Annotated in this window: 21 protein-coding genes and 1 other RNA gene; 18 read left to right on the plus strand and 4 right to left on the minus strand. The window is 53.4% G+C overall.

Annotated elements, in window-relative coordinates:
* The first annotated feature begins 8 nt into the window (after nt 1-8).
* The 5 genes from rpoD (at nt 9) to rnpB (ending at nt 4,471) form a co-directional block, all read left to right on the plus strand.
* Nucleotides 9-1,121, plus strand: coding sequence for an RNA polymerase sigma factor RpoD (rpoD, locus tag JET16_RS18985; RefSeq protein WP_199618784.1), 1,113 nt, complete (start codon nt 9-11; stop codon nt 1,119-1,121).
* 177 nt (nt 1,122-1,298) lie between these two features.
* Nucleotides 1,299-2,126, plus strand: a complete 828-nt coding sequence (locus JET16_RS18990; protein WP_199618787.1) for a hypothetical protein — start codon at nt 1,299-1,301, stop codon at nt 2,124-2,126.
* A 3-nt stretch (nt 2,127-2,129) separates the two neighbouring features.
* Complete coding sequence (locus JET16_RS18995) at nt 2,130-2,906, plus strand: tRNA (adenine(22)-N(1))-methyltransferase (RefSeq protein WP_199618790.1); 777 nt, start codon at nt 2,130-2,132, stop codon at nt 2,904-2,906.
* Nucleotides 2,879-3,994, plus strand: a complete 1,116-nt coding sequence (locus JET16_RS19000; protein ID WP_199618801.1) for a Nif3-like dinuclear metal center hexameric protein — start codon at nt 2,879-2,881, stop codon at nt 3,992-3,994. The genes JET16_RS18995 and JET16_RS19000 overlap by 28 nt, the downstream gene beginning before the upstream one ends.
* 72 nt (nt 3,995-4,066) lie before the next feature.
* Nucleotides 4,067-4,471, plus strand: an RNA gene (gene rnpB / locus JET16_RS19005) — RNase P RNA component class A.
* A gap of 84 nt (nt 4,472-4,555) precedes the next feature.
* Here the strand turns inward: rnpB and JET16_RS19010 are convergent.
* Entirely contained in the window at nt 4,556-6,511 is a 1,956-nt protein-coding gene (locus JET16_RS19010) for a S8 family peptidase (RefSeq protein WP_233531898.1), read from the minus strand.
* 164 nt (nt 6,512-6,675) lie between these two features.
* Here JET16_RS19010 and JET16_RS19015 point away from each other — a divergent pair, with 164 nt between their 5' ends.
* The 4 genes from JET16_RS19015 to JET16_RS19030 all read left to right on the plus strand — a co-directional run bounded on the left by JET16_RS19015 (nt 6,676) and on the right by JET16_RS19030 (nt 8,930).
* Nucleotides 6,676-7,176, plus strand: coding sequence for a YpuI family protein (locus tag JET16_RS19015; RefSeq protein WP_199618804.1), 501 nt, complete (start codon nt 6,676-6,678; stop codon nt 7,174-7,176).
* Nucleotides 7,177-7,234: 58 nt separating this feature from the next.
* On the plus strand, nt 7,235-7,465 hold the full coding sequence (locus JET16_RS19020) for a DUF1540 domain-containing protein (RefSeq protein WP_199618806.1): 231 nt from the start codon (nt 7,235-7,237) through the stop codon (nt 7,463-7,465).
* A 42-nt stretch (nt 7,466-7,507) separates the two neighbouring features.
* A complete protein-coding gene (locus tag JET16_RS19025; RefSeq protein WP_199618808.1) occupies nt 7,508-7,990 on the plus strand; it encodes a hypothetical protein in 483 nt (160 codons plus the stop codon).
* A 244-nt stretch (nt 7,991-8,234) separates the two neighbouring features.
* Nucleotides 8,235-8,930: a lytic transglycosylase domain-containing protein gene (locus JET16_RS19030; protein ID WP_233531899.1), complete on the plus strand. Its 696-nt coding sequence runs from the start codon at nt 8,235-8,237 to the stop codon at nt 8,928-8,930.
* A gap of 367 nt (nt 8,931-9,297) precedes the next feature.
* Here JET16_RS19030 and JET16_RS19035 read toward each other — a convergent pair whose 3' ends face one another.
* Nucleotides 9,298-9,999: a TerC family protein gene (locus tag JET16_RS19035; protein ID WP_199618810.1), complete on the minus strand. Its 702-nt coding sequence runs from the start codon at nt 9,997-9,999 to the stop codon at nt 9,298-9,300.
* A gap of 289 nt (nt 10,000-10,288) precedes the next feature.
* On the opposite strand from JET16_RS19035, the gene JET16_RS19040 reads away from it, so the two are divergent.
* The 8 genes from JET16_RS19040 (at nt 10,289) to JET16_RS19075 (ending at nt 16,133) form a co-directional block, all read left to right on the plus strand.
* Nucleotides 10,289-10,951, plus strand: coding sequence for a TerC family protein (locus JET16_RS19040; RefSeq protein WP_233531901.1), 663 nt, complete (start codon nt 10,289-10,291; stop codon nt 10,949-10,951).
* 90 nt (nt 10,952-11,041) lie between these two features.
* The gene (locus tag JET16_RS19045; protein ID WP_199618816.1) at nt 11,042-11,518 is read left to right on the plus strand and encodes a hypothetical protein; all 477 of its coding nucleotides are present in this window, start codon (nt 11,042-11,044) and stop codon (nt 11,516-11,518) included.
* Between the two features lie 108 nt (nt 11,519-11,626).
* The gene (typA, locus tag JET16_RS19050) at nt 11,627-13,462 is read left to right on the plus strand and encodes a translational GTPase TypA (protein ID WP_199618827.1); all 1,836 of its coding nucleotides are present in this window, start codon (nt 11,627-11,629) and stop codon (nt 13,460-13,462) included.
* A complete protein-coding gene (locus JET16_RS19055; protein WP_199618829.1) occupies nt 13,459-13,764 on the plus strand; it encodes a YlaH-like family protein in 306 nt (101 codons plus the stop codon). The genes typA and JET16_RS19055 overlap by 4 nt, the downstream gene beginning before the upstream one ends.
* A gap of 5 nt (nt 13,765-13,769) precedes the next feature.
* Complete coding sequence (locus JET16_RS19060) at nt 13,770-14,210, plus strand: hypothetical protein (protein ID WP_199618831.1); 441 nt, start codon at nt 13,770-13,772, stop codon at nt 14,208-14,210.
* Between the two features lie 9 nt (nt 14,211-14,219).
* Nucleotides 14,220-14,495 carry a hypothetical protein gene (locus tag JET16_RS19065; RefSeq protein WP_199618833.1) on the plus strand — a complete coding sequence of 92 codons (276 nt, stop codon included), beginning with the start codon at nt 14,220-14,222 and terminating at the stop codon, nt 14,493-14,495.
* 18 nt (nt 14,496-14,513) lie between these two features.
* On the plus strand, nt 14,514-15,602 hold the full coding sequence (locus tag JET16_RS19070; protein WP_199618835.1) for an LCP family protein: 1,089 nt from the start codon (nt 14,514-14,516) through the stop codon (nt 15,600-15,602).
* A 78-nt stretch (nt 15,603-15,680) separates the two neighbouring features.
* Entirely contained in the window at nt 15,681-16,133 is a 453-nt protein-coding gene (locus JET16_RS19075; protein WP_199618847.1) for a pyridoxamine 5'-phosphate oxidase family protein, read from the plus strand.
* Nucleotides 16,134-16,179: 46 nt separating this feature from the next.
* On the opposite strand, the gene JET16_RS19080 is transcribed toward JET16_RS19075, so the two are convergent.
* Nucleotides 16,180-16,878: a YhcN/YlaJ family sporulation lipoprotein gene (locus tag JET16_RS19080; protein WP_233531904.1), complete on the minus strand. Its 699-nt coding sequence runs from the start codon at nt 16,876-16,878 to the stop codon at nt 16,180-16,182.
* Between the two features lie 93 nt (nt 16,879-16,971).
* Here JET16_RS19080 and JET16_RS19085 point away from each other — a divergent pair, with 93 nt between their 5' ends.
* Nucleotides 16,972-18,303 (plus strand): PhoH family protein, encoded by a 1,332-nt coding sequence (locus tag JET16_RS19085; RefSeq protein ID WP_199618849.1) that lies wholly within the window; start codon nt 16,972-16,974, stop codon nt 18,301-18,303.
* On the opposite strand, the gene JET16_RS19090 is transcribed toward JET16_RS19085, so the two are convergent.
* Nucleotides 18,295-18,795: a hypothetical protein gene (locus JET16_RS19090; protein WP_199618851.1), complete on the minus strand. Its 501-nt coding sequence runs from the start codon at nt 18,793-18,795 to the stop codon at nt 18,295-18,297. The two genes, JET16_RS19085 and JET16_RS19090, sit on opposite strands and share 9 nt — an antisense overlap.
* Nucleotides 18,796-18,844: the final 49 nt, after the last annotated feature.

Genomic DNA, 18,844 nt, shown 5'->3' on the forward strand with positions numbered 1-18,844 from the left:
GTGGTCGTATGACGAACGAACAACATACGGAACAAGAGTCCGAGCTTACCTTGGAACAAGCGAAAGAACAACTGATTGAACTGGGTAAGAAACGTTCGGCGTTAACGTATAAAGAAATCATGGAACGGTTATCTCCGTTCGATCAAGATCCCGAACAGATGGATGAGTTTTTCGAACAACTGGCGGAACAAGGCATCGATATCGTGAATGAAGCGGAAGATACGATGCGGCTTAATGAAGAGGATGGCGACGAGTTCCACTTCGACGACGATTTGTCCTTGCCTCCGGGCGTGAAGATTAACGATCCGGTAAGAATGTATTTGAAAGAAATCGGCCGTGTGCCGCTCCTGTCCGCCGAGGACGAGGTAGGTCTCGCGAAGCGGATCGAGAACGGGGACGAGGAAGCGAAGCGCCGCTTGGCGGAAGCGAACTTGCGACTCGTCGTAAGCATCGCAAAGCGTTACGTCGGACGCGGAATGCTGTTCCTGGACCTCATTCAAGAAGGAAATATGGGTCTGATCAAAGCGGTAGAGAAATTCGACCATACGAAGGGGTACAAATTCAGCACGTACGCAACATGGTGGATTCGGCAAGCCATTACGAGAGCGATAGCGGACCAAGCAAGAACGATTCGTATCCCCGTACATATGGTGGAGACGATCAATAAGCTCATCCGCGTATCCCGGCAGCTGCTGCAAGAGCTCGGAAGGGAACCGACTCCCGAAGAGATCGCCAAGGAGATGGACTTGAGCACCGAGAAAGTCCGGGAAATAATGAAGATCGCACAAGAGCCGGTTTCGCTTGAAACGCCGATCGGCGAAGAGGACGATTCGCATCTGGGCGACTTCATCGAGGACCAGGAAGCGCTCGCTCCCGCCGATGCGGCGGCATACGAATTATTGAAAGAACAGCTGGAGGATGTGCTCGATACGTTAACCGAACGTGAAGAGAACGTACTTCGCTTGCGTTTCGGATTGGACGACGGCCGGACGAGAACATTGGAAGAAGTAGGTAAAGTGTTCGGCGTCACCCGGGAACGCATTCGCCAAATAGAAGCGAAAGCACTGCGGAAGCTGCGCCACCCGAGCCGTAGCAAACGGTTGAAAGATTTCTTGGAATAAGAAAAACTTCTTCGAAGAAACTCCAGGAAGCCAGACCGCGATTAAAGGAAGTTTTTCTTGAAACATAAGAATTTACCTTTACATGCCTGAAAAATTATTAATTCTTATGTTATAACTACACCCTATCAAGACCTTCCTCTTTGCAGCGAAGGTCTTTTTCTTGGCGGAGGTGCGCGCGTGGAGCGTGAGAAGCGAACGATTATAGTAACGGAAATCGAGCACTGGCGGCGAAGCAAGCTGCTGCCGGAACAATACTGCGATTTCCTGCTCAACTTATACGCCGAATCTGCCGACATCGATGTCAAGCCGGACAGGCATTGCGGCAAACAAGCCGTTCTGGAAAGCAATGCGCTGCAATGGGTGTCACTTTTTGGAATCGTTGCTTGTATTTGTTATGTTGCTTTACATTTTAGCTCTTTTCGGCCGCAGTTGCAAATCGGATTGTTCGTATTCGGCTGCGTCGCGCCGTACGTGTCCGCAGCGTTGATCCGCCGTCGTAAACCGCTTGCGGCCAACGTATCGTCGGGTCTCGGGACCGCGCTTATGCTGATCGCCGGACCGTTGTTGTTGAGACAAATGGGCTGGCAGGAATGGGTGCAAACCGCGCTTTATTTTTCAGTTTGCTCATTGATTTGGCTGGGCGCTGGGGTCGGCTTCCGAATGTCATGGCTCCACTTTTGCGGATGGTTGGGTCTCATTGTGTCTTACGCACTTGTGCTCAATCGATTGTCCGTACCGGGCGATTGGGTTACGCTTGAATTATGCTGGCTCCCGCTGTCATTCTTGCTCGGCTGGCTAGGCTGGCTGTTCAGCCGAAGGGCGAAGAACGCGGGGGCGGTACTCTTGGTTGTGTCTTGTTTGTTATGGTTTATGCCCGAAAGCTATGCGCTGCTGCTTACGGATTGGTCCGTAACCGCCGCACAAATGCTGCTATTGGGTAAACTAGCGTTACTGGGAGCATTGGCATTTATGCTCCGGAAAATTTGGATCGAATGGGTTGTCTAACGAATGGTACAATTGTCCAAACGGCTTGAGACGATAGCGAATATGGTGCCCAAAGGCGGTACGGTGGCGGACATCGGTTCGGATCATGCGCTGCTGCCTGTCTTTCTCGTTGAAACCGGCACAGCGCAGCGTGCGGTGGCAGGCGAAATTAACGACGGTCCGCTGCAAGCGGCACGAAAGCAAGTGGCCGAAGCGGGGTTGAACGATCGCATTTCGGTACGGCAAGGCGACGGCCTCGATGTCATCTCTCCGGGAGAAGCGGATACGATAGTGATCGCCGGCATGGGAGGCGGCACCATCGCCGACATATTGACCCGCGGAGAAGCGGCCGGCAAACTGAGCGGAGTTTCCCGGCTGGTGCTCCAACCGAACATCGGCGAACGCATCGTAAGGGAATGGTTTCTTTCCTACGGCTGGAAGCTGGTTCAGGAGCGGCTGTTGGAGGAAGACGGGATAACGTACGAAATACTTGTTGCCGAACAGACCTCTTCATGCAGCGATGCGGAGGAGCATAATCGGGAGTTGTATTCGAAGGAGCTTCCGTTCGCCGGCTTCGTGCCCAAAGAGCTTCGTCTCCTTATGGGGCCGTACCTGCTTTCCGCTCCAAACAGGGTATTTCTCGAGAAATGGTCGGCGTATGCGGACAAATTGGATCGAATGATCGAACAGATCGGCAAATCCGAGGCGCTTGAGGCAAAACGCAAAAGAGACGCATTAATTGAAGAACGCAAAGGTGTGAAGGAGGTTCTGGCATGCTTGTCCGAGTACGTGATATCGTAACGCTGTTGGAACGGTTCGCTCCGCCGTATTTGGCCGAGCCGGACGATCCGATCGGCCTGCAAATCGGGCATCCAGATAATCAAGTGTCGCGAATTTCCGTTGCGCTTGAAGTCACGGAAGAAGTGGCGGAGGAAGCGATCCGGGAAGGGGCTCAGTTGATTTTTGCGCATCATCCGCTCATTTATCGTCCGCTGAAATCGATCCGCACGGACCGGCCTGAAGGGAAGCTTGTCGGAAAGCTGTTGGTGGGCGGCATATCGGTCTACGTTGCGCACACGAATCTCGATGCCGCGCACGGCGGAATCAACGACATGATGGCGGAAGCGATCGGTCTCTCACAGCTGTCGCCGTTGCGCATTTCTTATACGGAACCGTTGTATAAGCTCTCTGTGTTTGTGCCGTCCTCTCATCTGCATGCGGTCCAAGAAGCGATATTTTCCGCCGGGGCCGGTCATATAGGCAATTACAGCCGCTGCAGCTTCAACGTCGAAGGATTCGGTACGTTCATGCCTGAGGAAGGCAGCGAGCCGTATATCGGAACTCAGGGGAAGACGGAGCGGGTGTCGGAAACGAAAGTCGAAACGATCGTTCCTGCGGGAAGGCGGCAGGCGGTTGTGGAAGCGATGCTGAAGGCGCATCCGTACGAAGAGGTCGCGTACGATATATATGCATTGGAGCTGAAAGGGAAATCGTTCGGACTAGGCCGGGTCGGCATGCTGCCGGAGCAAGTCGAGTTAGCGGAATTCGCCCGCAAGGTGAAAGAAGCTTTCGGAGTGCCTGCGGTTCGCGTGGTCGGCGATGCAGACCGGAAGGTGTCAAAAGCCGCGGTTCTTGGCGGCTCCGGGAAAAGCTTCCTCCGCGATGCGATTGCGGCGGGTGCCGACGTATTCGTCACCGGAGATTTCGACCACCATACGGCGCACGATGCGTTGGCGGCGGGTGTGGCCATCGTCGATCCGGGGCATCACGCAGAGCAGATTATGAAGCGAGGAATGGCGGATTGGCTCAACGGCCGGTTGAAAGAAACAAACGCCGCCGCTAAAGCATACGCTTCCGCCGTTCATACCGAACCTTTCAAGTTTATCTAAGGATTAACATCGAAGGAAGCAACATCACATTGCGGCAGTGACGATTTATTTGTATACTTACTATATACTTGAGAAGTTTGACAGACAATCGCCGGCGGCCGTGTGCCGCGGGAGGAAAGTCCGGGCTCCATAGGGCAGAGTGCTGGATAACGTCCAGTCGGCGCGAGCTGAAGGATAGTGCCACAGAAATGGACCGCCGATGGCGCGCAAGCGCACAGGCAAGGGTGGAACCGTGGTGTAAGAGACCACGAGGAGGCATGGCGACATGTCTCCTGGTAAACCCCACTTGGAGCAAGACCTAAGAGGAACGCGGCGGCGCAATGCCGCAGCCCTTGCCCGGGGCGCGTTCGGGTTGGTCGCTTGAGCGCAGCAGCAATGCTGCGCCTAGATAGATGATTGTCGCTTCATGCGTGGCAGGGAAGGTGACCCGATACGACCACTAGAAGCACAGAACCCGGCTTACGGCAAACTTCTCCGTTCACCGATCCATAAATACGAAAGCTGGTTGCAACAACGCGTCTAAGGCGCCGTTGATGCAGCCAGCTTTTTTGTGGTAACAACCTATGTTATGTCCCCGGTGATCAAGCGCCAGAGCCAATCAAAGATCGACTCGGTACCGCCGAATGTTCGTTTCTCAGCTTGTTCGTCGGCATTTGCGTTGGGAGTTACGCCTGCCGCAAGCTGAAGTGCGCGCTGCACGTGGATTTGGCCGTAACCGAAATAGTCGTCCCGCCCCTGAGCTCCCAAATCCTCTGCGCTTTGGCGCATGATATCGTAAACTTCGGTGTTCTTTAATTGCGAATTGACCGAACGAATAAGCGCGGCCAGAGCGGCCGTGTGCGGGCTCGCCATCGATGTGCCCGAGAGCGCCGCATATTGATGGTTCGTATAGGTGCTGGCAATGTTTTCGCCGGGCGCTACGACGTCGACATAACCGCCGTAATTAGAGAAGGAAGCTTTCTCCCTGTTCGCGTTGGTGGCGGATACCCCGAACACTTCCTCGTACGCGGCCGGATAACCGGGCTGTGACGTGTTGTCGTTGCCGGTTGCCGCCACTATGACTACATCCCTGTCGAAAGCGTAGCGGATGGCGTCGTGCAAAAACTGAGCGCTTGCATAATTGCCGAGACTTAAATTAATAACCCTCGCCCCATGATCGGTCGCCCAGATGATGCCTTCGGCGACGGCGTATGTGCTTCCCATTCCGCTCGAGTCGAGCACCTTGACCGGCATGATCCGGTTATACCATGTCATCCCCGCAACGCCTTCCCTGTTATCCGTAAGAGCCGAAATTACGCCCGCGACATGAGTGCCGTGACCGACATCGTCCTCTGGGGGTTTGCTCGAATCGATCACGTTATACCCTTCGGCAAGCCGTCCTTGCAAATCCGGGTGCGACATGTCGACACCGGTGTCGATTACGGCGACGGTCACCTGGTCGTTGCCGCGGGTCAATTGCCAGCCGCCCGGCGTTTGGATGATGGGCAGATTCCACTGGTACCTGCTATACAGATCGTCGTTCGGAATAATCGGTGCGGCGGAGTCCGTTTCATTCGTCACATATAAGTAATGGGGCTCGACATATTGCACGCCCATTGTTTGAAAGTATTTCATCATATCCTTCGTGCTTTTATGCCGGGATTCAAATACGTATGCGTAACCGAGTTTTTTCACGTTTACTGCGCCGATTTCGTTGGAAATCTCGCGCAGCCTTTCTTCGGAAGGCTCCTCTTGGAAACGGACAACGACCTCCTTACGAATATAGTGGCTTACGCCTTTGTTTTCTTCCGCCGTATCGACATCCATTTCCTTGCCGGTGTTCGGATCGTACGCGCGAATGCCGAACCGCTTCCTTTCATCGGGAAAAGGCTTTATACGGAGGTTTCGAATTTGATGGTCGGCCACTTTTCGCAAAATATCTTGGTGCACCAACCCGACAATTCCTCCGCGCGGATCGCTGCGTGACGGCACCCCAAGAACGAAATATTTATCTCCGTTCGTATCCTCCAGTGCATTCGACTCATATGTTTGTCCGCGAAGCACCGACGCTTTGGCGCTCTTCATAAGCGGCGCGGCCTTCTTCCGAACCGGCTCCGGAATGCTTCCGGCGGCAATGCTCTTTCCGACATTCGGATCGATCCATTCCAATCTTTCCATATGCGGGTGCTCTTTGCGCATCTGCCGCAGATGCTCTCGAAGCCGGGCTTGACCGGCGCCGTTCATATGCTCGGTCATTTTCTGCAAATCGATGCGGCATTGGCTCCGGCACAGCGCGTTCGTGGCGGCTACGTCGGTGCTCAGAAGCCTTTGTTTGCTTTGCGTCTCCCAGACGGTGCCGGCCGGTTGCCGAACCGATTGCTGCCGTACTCCCGCGTTCCGGTCCAATGCCTCATCCTGGGTGCCGGCAATCGGAGCGGGCGGCGGGATGTCCTGCGGATTGCTTAAGAACATGCCTACGGGCAGAGCCAGCGCAAGCAAGCCCACAATAATTCCCAACGTTATTCTTCGGTTGCGCATTCCGTTTCCTCCTTGAGAATGAACAGCTCACACTCTATAATTAGGTTGTCAAAAGCGTTCGACGTTATGCACGGGGAGTACCGTTTTGGCTCGATTTATGGTACGATGGTGGGGAGGCTGTCTGGGCTCTTTTTTTGGAATGTGACGAGGAGGATTTTGCATTCATGGCCATTCATAATGTGCAGCGTTTATGCGAAACGACGAAAGAAAAATTGAAGCGGGCGATTGCGGTGTTGGAACCGTTTTTGAACGAATCGGCCCTCACTCAGTTAAATCCCGAGAATGATACGGGGATGGACGAGTTTTACAAAGGCTTTTTGACGGATATGCGCACACTGATCGTATATTCGGAAGCCCAATATGAGAAGCTTGGCGTGGCGTTGCGGCGCCCTTCGTTTAATGTGGAGTATGCGGAACGGGTTCTTTATGATGTGTACCACAGCTGTGTGAACGCGTTCTTTTATCCGAAGAACGAGTGTTATTCGGAAGACGGGCGTTATGCATATACGGGACAGGACGCGATCCGTTTCCGCAAGAAACCGGTTCGCAGCGTGAGGGATACTACTCTCGAGCTTTCCAAAATTTTCGAAGAGCTGAGGGAAGACCTCGCATATTACGAGACCGATTATGTGACCCAGCGCCGCATGCAAGGCGAAAAAGCATAATACTGGACAGTATAAAACCCTCTCCGCGCGGGAAAGTTGTGGAGGGGGTGATTCTTTTATGCCGCAAGAAAATCCGAAAGTAAAATGCAGCGTGTCCAATTGTGAATATTGGGATCAAGGCAACAACTGCGGAGCCGATGTGATCATGATCGAAATCGACAAGCATGCGCGAATGAACTTTAAAGAAGAATTCGCGGGCGAAGCGTTCGACTCGGAGCACAAGGATGAAGCCGGCAACTCCTCTTCCACGTGCTGCCATACGTTTAAGCCGAAAGCAGCAGGGCAGTAACCGAATTATGGCTGGAACAATGCTCGCGAGGGGGCCGCTGAGTTGAGCGAGAAACTACGGAAACGGACAACCGGACAACGGAAATCCGGGCAACGGAAAACGAAAGCCCGGAGCAACGACAATGAATTCGGTCCGGATACGGGTTTCGAAAGCGAGAGCTCGGTATCCGACAAAGCATTTCTTCAAGCAGTGTCGGTAAATCCGATAGCCCAAGATGCGGAGCTTCCGGGCGATGAGGAGTTTGCCGCAGAGGTGGCGGCTCCGATTGCGGACCGGCCCGTCCGGCGGGACGAAGCGAGAGCGGCCGAGCGCGAAGAAGCGAAGGCAAGGACAACGCTGGGATACTGGGCAATTATTGCATCTGTCTTGTCGTTGTTTTGGCTACCGAGCATATTGGGCCCTGTGTCCGCTGTAATCGGCTTTATGGCCTTCGTCAGAGGGAGCCGCGCGCTCGGCGCGTGGTCCATCGTCATCGGAACCATTGCTTTTGTCAGCTTCTTGACGACGATACCGTATAATTACTAGTTTTGGGCGGCAAATGGCAGGCGTGAGCTTGCCGTTTGCTTTTTTAAAATATTATCCTTGGCGGTAAATAGATACATGAAAAATGCTGCCAAGAAATGAATGGTCACCGGAGGAGGTTGTAATAGACTAAAGTTTATAAGAAGTGTCGATTGATGTCGTTTTAACCTCGAAGGTATTATGATAGAATAGCTTTATAAAATCATCTTTCATTACCTACTTGATCGGATGGGGCGGACGCAGAGAAATGGAAGTCGATCCTAGATATATTAGCGAATGGCTGCGCACGCAATGGGCTTCGGACGCAACAAGGCTGATTGCGAACAGAAGGGCGGCTGACGCCGCGTATTCTGACAACGCAATCGATTTTGCCGCGATGCTGCAGATGCTGCTCTCTGAGAGCGGAGTAAACGGCAATACAGCGAACGGCGGCATTCCGGCCGACGAAGCGCTTGCTCAGCTGGCGGCGGCGAATGCCGCATTTAACACGGCTATGCCATATACACATGACGAATCCGCGGATATGGAGAATATAGACCGAATCGTATCCGACGCAAGCCGCGATTATGGCGTCGACCCCGCGCTCGTCAAAGCTGTGATACGGGCGGAATCGAATTTTCGTTCGGACGCGGTGTCATCGGCCGGAGCGAAAGGGCTGATGCAGCTAATGGACGGGACCGCAAGAACGCTGGGCGTGACGGATTCTTTCGATCCTGTGCAGAACGTGCGCGGCGGGACGCGCTTTTTAAGCTATTTGTTACATAAGTACGATGGAAACACCGGAGTGGCGCTCGCCGCATACAATGCCGGTCCCGGCCGCGTCGACCGGTTGGGCATACGCACGGAGGCCGAACTCGCGCAGCGGTTGGAATCGCTGCCGGAAGAGACACAACGGTATGTGGGGAAAGTGCTTGCATTCCGGGAACAGTTTAATGTCACGTAAAGAGTACGGTTGTACACTTGTCTTGACGAAACTTTATTTGCTGGAATCGTGACTTGAGTTTAGCCAACTGAATAACGCCGCAAATCGAGGTAAACATGGTTTAAAGGAAATTTATGTATTTAATTCTTATGTTATTGGGCGATAACGATCACTTAGCGGAATATTATGTACTTAAAAACAGACGCAACTGATGATTGTCGTTAGAACAGTGTCCATTAAGTACAAAAAATTCCATTAATCTGTATATCATACCGACTACTGATCAGGTTAAGCACACGAAATTCCGTTATCGATTTTTGTTCATCCCCCGGTAGCAATAAAAAAAATCGCCCGTTCCCAAATACCAGGGAGCGGGCGATGCCGTTACTCAAGCGTTCGTCTCTTGACTCGTTCCTTGCTGCACAGCGTTGGCGCGCTGTCCGTTGCGAATGCGCCCGGCAACCAATACTCCGATCACGACAACGGCCATGAACGACCATTCAACTGCGGGGAGTGTGAAGAAGTTATGCAACAGCTTCTCATGGGTGATCATCTTGGCTGAAGTATAGGCGAGCACCCCGGCACCGATGTAGAGGACCGACGGGAACCGGTTGATGAGCTTAATAAAGAGTGTGCTGCCCCAAACCACGATCGGCACCGATACAATGAGACCGATGATGACAAGCAGCGGATCTCCGTGCGCCGCGCCTGCTACCGCCATTACGTTATCTATGCCCATGGCGGCGTCGGCGATAACGATCGTCCATATGGCTGCCCCCAAGCTGTCCTTCGCTTTGACGTCCTTGTGGTCTTCATTGCTCACCAACAATTTATACGCGATCCAAACGAGCAGCAAGCCCCCTGCAAGAGATAATCCCGGAAACTTCAACAGCTCGACGACGACAATCGTTGCGAATATCCGGATCGCCACAGCGCCGACCGTTCCCCAAATGATCGCTTTCTTCTGTTGTTCCGGAGGAAGTTTTCTTGACGCCATACCGATGACGATTGCGTTATCTCCTGCCAAGACCAAGTCGATAAAGATGATGCTGATCAGTGCGGTCCAAAATTCCGGAGACATTATTTCCATTCTCCAACACTCCCCCATTGTTTTTGAGCAAAAAAATAAAGACCTGTACCGAATGGCGACTCCATTCGGCAAAGGTCTTGCTAACAACGCGTCCGTTGCCAACAAAGCCGGGGACGCTTCTCATCCCGTATTGACGACTTTGTTGTACAGCTACTCCCCTTTTTCCATTGAGTCTATTATAAATCAGCCGCTTTTCCCGAGTCAAGGAGAACGACTCATACGATGGGGGCTTGTCACATATAATTTGAAAGGAAGGCTTGTCAGCCGCAGGTACGAGGGGGGCTATGGATTGGAGAACGCAGTACTGATTTTGGAAATCATATTGATCAATATAGTGTTGAGCGGCGATAACGCCGTCGTCATAGCTATGGCGAGCAAAAATTTGCCGGAGCATCAGAGGCTGCAGGCTGTTTGGTGGGGCGCTTTCGGCGCGGTCTTCCTGCGCATCGCGCTTACTGTAGTTGCCGTGTTTCTTTTGGAAATTCCATATATTCAGCTGGCCGGCAGCTTGCTTCTATTATATATTGCCATTAAATTGCTGGTCGACGAAGAAAGCCACGGAGACGTGAAAGGAGCGGCAACTTTGGCAGCCGCCGTGTGGACGGTCATTGTAGCCGATTTCATCATGAGCCTTGACAATGTGCTGGCGATTGCGGCGATTGCGAAAGGCGACTGGGTGCTGCTCATCATCGGAATACTCATATCAATACCGCTCATCGTGTGGGGCAGTACATATATTATGAAGCTGCTGCACAATTACCCCGTTCTTGTTTATATCGGGGCAGCCATACTCGGGTTTACGGCCGGGGAGATGTTTGTCGGTGACAGGCAGGTGGCGCAATGGATGGCCGGGGCTCCCGCTTTCGTTCATCAGCTCATTCCGATCTTGGGCGCCGTTATCGTCATTGCGGCCGGACTGTGGAAGAAAGGCTTCCGTTTCCGCGCGATATAAATAGTATGGCGTTTTCCTCCCGTTTCCGCTAAACTGGAAAAGAAAAACTTGTCGAATCAAGCGGAATTGTGCAGAACGGGGGACGGGTACATGTCAAATCGAACGATGCCGCTCGCTATTGGAATCATTATTGCCGGCGTAATCATTTTGCTGGGCAAACTCGGCTTCTTCCAGACGGTGGGCGCTTTGTTCTGGCCGCTCATTCCGCTGGCCGCCGGCGCCGCGTTTCACTTGTTGCATTGGAATCGGGTGCTGCCGTCGGGCGTGCTGATCCCCGGCGGCATCCTCGTTGTGCTTTCTTTGCTGTTTTTGTTTTGCTCCTGGTTCGGATGGGGCTGGATGAAGGTGTTATGGCCTGTAATACCTTTCGGGGTGGCCGTCGGGCTGTATGAATTCTCTTCCGCAGAACGCATTCCGGCACTGCGCGCGGTATCCTTCGGGATCGGCGGGGGAGCGCTTTTATTGCTGGTAATTATGCTCGTTGCGCAAGTGAATGTGTATGTCCTCGCACTGTTGCTGATTGTCGGGGGAGTGGTTTTAGCCGCGAGAAGACCCCGAATTCGGTGAGTTGTTGCTTTTTGACCGTCTCGTGCTTTATAATGAAATATATCGCAAGCGTCGGAAGTTGTTCTCCGACGCTTTATTTATGAAAATATACGGAGTGGAGAATGCTTAATGTTTTCTAGAGAGAATATTCGAAATATCGCCATTATCGCCCACGTTGACCATGGGAAGACGACGCTCGTCGACAAGCTGCTGCAGCAAGCGGGAACGTTCCGCGAGAACGAGGCCATCCAAGAACGCGCAATGGACTCGAACGATTTGGAACGCGAACGCGGCATTACCATTTTAGCAAAAAATACAGGTGTGACGTATAAAGATCATCTGATCAACATCGTCGATACTCCCGGACACGCCGATTTCGGCGGGGAAGTGGAGCGCATCATGAAGATGGTGGACGGCGTGCTTCTGGTCGTCGACGCTTTCGAAGGCTGCATGCCGCAGACGAAATTCGTGCTTCGCAAAGCGCTCGAACAGCACTTGACGCCGGTCGTGGTCGTTAATAAGATCGACAGGCCGAACGCCCGTCCCGCCGAAGTCGTCGATGAGGTGCTGGATTTGTTTATCGAACTCGGCGCAGACGATGAGCAGCTTGAGTTCCCAGTCGTATACGCATCCGCGTTGAACGGAACTTCCGGTTTGGAGCCTGACGCGCTTGATGACACGATGCAGCCGTTATTCGAGACGATTGTTAAAGCAATTCCGCATCCGAAAGAAAGTGTGGATGAGCCGCTCCAATTTCAAGTCACGCTGCTCGATTACAACGAATATTTAGGGCGCATTGCAGTGGGACGCGTGAATCGCGGACAAATCCGCGCCGGACAGTCCGTCGCAGTGTTGGACAGCGAAGGAAAAGCACGCCAAGCCCGCGTTGAGAAGCTGTTCGGCTTCCAAGGATTGAAGCGGATAGAAATCGAAGAAGCGGCCGCCGGAGACATTGTGGCCATCGCAGGCATTAAAGAAGTGAACATCGGCGAAACCGTCGCCGATCCGAATAAGCCGGAAGCACTGCCCTTCTTGGTGATCGACGAACCGACGCTGCAGATGACGTTCGTCGTCAACAATTCGCCGTTCGCGGGCAAAGAAGGCAAGTGGGTCACATCGCGCAAGCTTCGCGAACGGTTGTACAAGGAGCTTGAAACCGACGTTGCGCTTCGCGTGGAAGACACCGAAAGCCCGGACGCGTTCATTGTTAGCGGACGCGGAGAGCTCCACCTCGGCATTCTCATCGAGAACATGCGCCGAGAAGGGTACGAGCTTCAAGTTTCCAAGCCGGAAGTTATCGTGAAAGAAATCGACGGGCAACAAATGGAGCCGATCGAACGTCTATTAATCGATGTGCCGGAAGACAGCATGGGCGCTGTGATGGAAAGCTTGGGAACGCGCAAAGCCGACATGGTCAATATGATCAACAACGGCACCGGGACCGTTCGTTTGGAATTTTTGATTCCGTCCCGAGGTCTGATCGGCTACCGTACCGATTTCCTTACACTGACCCGCGGTTACGGTGTCATGAATCACGCCTTCGACTCGTACGGTCCTTATGCGGGCAGCGGCGTTGGCGGGCGACGACAAGGAGTTCTCGTATCCAGCGAAACCGGAACATCGACATTCTACGGCATGATGTCCGTTGAAGACAGGGGGGTTCTGTTCCTCACTCCGGGTACCGAAGTGTACGAAGGCATGATCGTCGGCGAGCACAACCGCGACAACGACATTATCGTCAACATCTGCAAAGAGAAGGCGCTCACCAACGTCCGCTCCGCAACCAAGGAGGATACCGTCAAATTAAAGACGCCTCGAATCATGTCGCTGGAGCAGGCGCTGGAATATTTGAACGACGACGAGTATTGCGAAATTACGCCGAAATCGATTCGCCTCCGCAAGAAGATTTTACAGAAAGGCGAGCGCGAACGGGCGGAAAAAATGCGGAAGTTGGTTAACACATGAACGACTTCTTTATCGAGCACATCTGGGTGACGTACGCGCTTATCGTGTTATTGGTATCGTACGTCTATAACAAAGTGTTTCGTGTGCGCAAGCTGCCTTTGTTGAAAGACATCGTCATTTATTTGCTCATCGCGGTCGGTTCGTTCATTCTATGGTTCTTTCAATTGAACGGGCTGCCGATCATCGCGAGTTTGGCGGTTGCCGTATTTTTAATGTTCCTCGTCCGCGTCCGGTACTTTGTCGAAGCCCGCGCGAAGAAGAAGGAGCACAATAGCGGCAGCGGCAGCGGCTCGAAAGGGTGACCGCTTTGACAGTCTATTGGCTGACGCCGGTTACGGCGTTATCTCCCGCAACGTTGGGGGCCGAGCGAATTAAGCTTAACGGCGAGGATGCCGAGACGTTCCGGCGCGCAATGCATGCGATCCATCCCCGCTTGCTGCTGTCGTTCAAATCCGCTTTGCTTCTAAGCGACGAAGAAGACGTGTGCGGCGCGCAAGGGGATGAAGATTCGCTTGACTTGGAATCGGAAGGTCCGATCGTGTTTGACGGAGGCTCCCGCCAATTATCGCATTGCGCGGAAGCGTTTCTTGACCGGCTTCCGGATCCCGCGGAAGCAGCCGCGCTGGTACGTGCGGCGGAACCCGCTCTCAAGATTGAGCTGCAGCGGCCACCGTTCGATTGCTGGCTGGAAGCGGCAGCTCTTTGGTGGTCGCAAGGGTACCGGGTCATGCTGTTAAAAGAGGAGTGACGCGCTTAGATGAACTTTCAAGACGCGCTCTACAATTGGCTGCAAATCCGCCTCGTTGCCGACGCGCGGCCCGGGGACGGAGCGGCGGTGGAAACCGAACGTTTTTTTGCGGACATTTTGAAGGAAGATCATGGGTTGGAACAGTTTACGATAGGAAACGCGGACGAAACGATGTATTATGTTCACTACGTAAAAGAAGGCAAAAAGAAAGTGCAAATGTACGATCGGGAAGCGGCTGAGCAGCTGCTGGCGGACATTAACAGCAACCCGAAATATAACGACTGAAATCAGGTGTGATTGCTCATGGGCGAAACTTCGTTGCCACCGCGCGTGGATCGCGCGGCGCCGAATAATGAAAAATCGAACAAACAGCCGCGAGGGTTGAGCTGGTTTAAAGGCGTCATCATCGTCATGATTATAGCGTTGATCGCGCTTTTGGCATATGCAGGCTACTTATATATGAAATACCGGGAAACGCTCGGAGAAATCGGTACCGAGGCAGTGGTGAAACCGGAGGAGAAGGCCGACGCGAAACCGCTCGCTGTCCTGCTGCTCGGGGTCGACTACCGGGAGGAGCTGCGCAGCGCCAATACCGACGTCATTATGGTCGCAACGTTGAACCCGGTAACGAAAAGCGCTACGCTCGTCTCGATTCCTCGGGATACGCGCATCGATCCGGAAGGGTTGAAGCCGAACAAAGCAAACAGCTTTTATTCCACTTACTTATACGGTAGGCTTTCATCCGCCCCCGAGGATAAAGATGAGCGCCAAAATTGGGCAATGGAAAAGATCAAAGAGATGTACGGCGATTATTTGGACATCCCCATCGACTACGTCTCGGTGGTCGATTTCAAGACGTTTACGGACGTTGTGGACGGGTACGGCGGCTTAACGATCGACGTGGACCAAAACATGTGCCATAAAGATAACGCCGACGGCACCCATATTAATTTGAAAGAGGGCGTACAGCATCTTGACGGCAAAAACACGCTCGATTTCATCAGATACCGCAAATCGCAAAACTGCAGCCCAAAAACGGACGAGTCGAGCGATTTCGAACGCAATGCGCGGCAGCAGCAGGTCATATCGAAGCTGCTTGAGAAGATGAAGACTCCGGGAGGCATCGCGAATCTCGGCAGCGTGTTCGACGCCGTGGGGAACCACGTGAAAACCGACATACCGTCGCAGCAAATCGATGCGCTCATTCAAACATATATAAGCATCGACACCGATAAAATAAAGTATATCCATCTGGAAGGCGATTGGGACGGCCACTACGTCCGCGTGTCGGACGAGGATGTGGAGAACGCCAAAAGCGACTTGCAGGCGCAGCTGGATTCCGCGGTTCCGGAATCGGGAGGCGCCGAAGCCGAAGAGGCTGCCGTCCAATAGACCTGACAGGCAGCATTTCCCTGTGATATACTGTAGTTGCACGGTTACACACGTTTGTTGCTGGGAGGAACTGATCGAATGCCGGAAACCATCACTGAACTGTCGCCGGAACTGATGTCGCAATTTCAGAAGGAAAGACTGGTATTGCTAAGCACCGTCGATGCGGAGCGCGGCGGTCCCTCGACGAGCGCGATTTCATGGATTTACGCCGTCAACGGGAAGCTTGTTCGTTTCGCGCTTGACGCCCGTTCCAGAATCGTAAGCAATATTCGTGCGAACGGCAGCGTGAACGTCTGTATTTTCGCGGAAGGCACGGTGCAAGCGGTGTACGGCACGGCGAAGATTGTCAAAGAAGAGCTCGAAGGCGTTCCTTTCAAGCTTGTCTGCATCGACATCGATGTCGATACGGTACGAGACGCCATGTTTTACGGCGCGCGAATTTCTGTCGAACCGGAATATGAGAAGACGTACGATAAGAGAGCGGCGGAGAAGCTGGACAACCAAGTGTTCTCCGCCATGAAGAAAGCCTAGTCATCATTCGACTAGGCTTTTTGTGTCTTTAAACGAGCTTTCGGACTTACTCGTTCCCCATCCCGGCCGCGCCGTCGGTCGCGCTTGCCGGGGGCTGATCAGCGGGAGTTTGGCGGTTGGCTTGTCCCGGACCTTGGGTGTCGCTGTTTTCCAGCGTATCTCTTGTGGAACGGTCGGCCTTGTTGGCGCCCCTCTCTTCCGTCGTTGCCCGGGGACTTGACGGGACATCCTCTCGTTCCACGGTGTCGCGCGGCAGCTGAGGGATGATCCTGCCGACGATATCGGCCAGTTCTTCGGCGAACCCATCCAGAGGGCGTCCTGCCCGGATATCTTCCCCAATTTCTTGGAGGCGGTGATTTATGTCCATATCGGCTGTGACGACGGCGTTGACGCCATACGGGTCTTTGCGGAGAGCTTCTGCAACGGCATATTTGATCGTGCCGACGCGGGACCGGTCCATGCGTCCGCCGACGTCGATTCCGACAATCGCGGTTTGGCCGAGCACGACGCAATTGGCGTTCTGCACCTCCGGCACGCTCTTGGCCAGTTGCTCCAGCCGCAGCGCCACATCGTTGGCGTCAGCGTTGCGCTCGGGAGCCGGTGCCGTCTGTTGAGCGCGAATTTGCCGGTTTTCATCCGCACGGTTCGCTTGCGATGCGGCATCCGGATCTCCAGGCGAACATGCGCTTAAGGTAAGAGCGAGGACAACCGCGGCGGCGGCGGTACCTTTTCGAGTCATCATCATTTCCGTCCTTTCCATTGCCGTTTTGCGTTAGTTTGTCCCGTTTCGTCTTCAGTATGTATTTTCTCAAGTTAGGTCATCATGGAGGGAATAGCGATGAAGAAAATCTACGTGATCGATACGAACGTCCTGTTACACGATCCGAATTCGATGTTTGCATTTGAAGACAACGACGTCGTCATCCCCGCAATCGTGCTGGAAGAGATCGATTCGAAGAAGAGGAATGCAGACGAATTGGGCCGCAACGCAAGATACGTGTCGCGGCTGTTGGACGGATTGAGAAGCAAAGGACGGCTCCATGATGGAATTCCGCTCGAAGGCGGAGGCATGTTGAAGGTGGAATTGAATCATCGCAGCTTCGCGAAGATGCAGGAGATGTTCGGCGAGATTACTGCGGACAACCGGATCTTGGCGGTGGCGTTGAATTATTTATCCGAAGAGCAGGGGAAGGAAGCGCCGAAACCGGTCGTCATCGTCAGCAAAGATACGCTTGTGCGGATCAAAGCGGACGTGCTCGGGTTGACGGCGGAGGATTACTTGAAAGACCGGACCGTGAGCCTTTCGGATATGTACACGGGCTATGTCACCGTTCATGCTCATCCGTCGGTCATCGATGAATTTTATTCGTTCCGTCAATTGTCCGTGCAATCTTTAGGGCTGAGCTTTCAGCTGTTTCCCAACGAGTTCGTCATCCTGAGAGACGAAATGGGAACGTCCAAATCCGCTCTGCTGAAGGTTAGCGCCGACGGCAATAAATTGGAGCCGCTATTTTTAAGCAACGATGCGGTGTGGGGAATTTCCGCCCGAAACGCGCAGCAGCGGATGGCGCTTGAACTGCTGTTGAACGACGACGTTCCGCTCGTGACGTTGACGGGCAAAGCCGGCACGGGAAAAACGCTGCTCGCGCTTGCGTCGGGACTTCTTAAAGTGGAGGATGAGCGAAAATACAAGAAGCTTCTCATCGCCCGGCCGGTCGTTCCGATGGGCAAAGATATCGGATATTTGCCCGGGGAAAAAGAAGAAAAGCTGCGTCCTTGGATGCAGCCGGTTTACGACAATTTGGAGTTTCTGTTCGACACGAAAAAGAACGGAGACATCGATAAAATATTGGCGGGTTTGTCCAGCATTCAAGTGGAGGCGCTCACGTATATACGCGGGCGTTCCATTCCCGGCCAATATATTATTATCGACGAAGCCCAAAACCTGACAAGACACGAAGTGAAGACGATCGTATCCCGCGTGGGCGAGGGGAGCAAAATCGTTCTAATGGGAGACCCGGAGCAGATTGACCATCCGTATCTGGACGCGTCCAGCAACGGACTCACACATGTGGTGGAACGGTTTAAGAGTGAAAACCTCTCCGGTCATATTACGCTCGAGAAGGGGGAGAGATCCCACCTGGCGCAGCTGGCCGCGGACCTATTGTAACGGCGGAAAGTCAAGCTTGCAGCGGTAGCGCCGCGCAATTCCTTCCACCGTTTCACGGAAGTGCGTGTCTATGCAGTGCAGCTCGCAGCCGTTGACCTTGAAGGAAACGATCAAATGCTCGTCGAATTGCAGTTTGGCGGGTGCGGGCTCCGCATCCGCCGGCTGTTCCGCCGAAAACCGAAAAATCGAAACCCGGTCGGCGTATACATATTTATTGCCGAATTTGCTTATGAAGCCGTAATCCTCAAACAGGCCGCCGTCCGTATGTACGGAGTCCGGCAGCAAAATGAGCGCCATCGGTTCCCAGTCGATTCTCATCTTCGCCAGAACGGCAGCGACGGCCATCCGGTCTTCCTCCGAATCGGCGACCAGAAGCTCCTTATCCCGATCGAATATAGCGGCCGCGGCGGCGACGTTCTTCACGACTTGAGCGTAGAAGCCGGGCAGCTTCCCCTCCGGCAAATGCATCATCACTCCGTATTTCATTATCATGCACATCATCTCCTGCACGTTCATCCGCTTTATTATCGCAGATATTGTA

This window comes from Paenibacillus alkalitolerans (assembly GCF_016482785.1).
Classification (GTDB): Bacteria; Bacillota; Bacilli; order Paenibacillales; family YIM-B00363; genus Paenibacillus_AE; species Paenibacillus_AE alkalitolerans.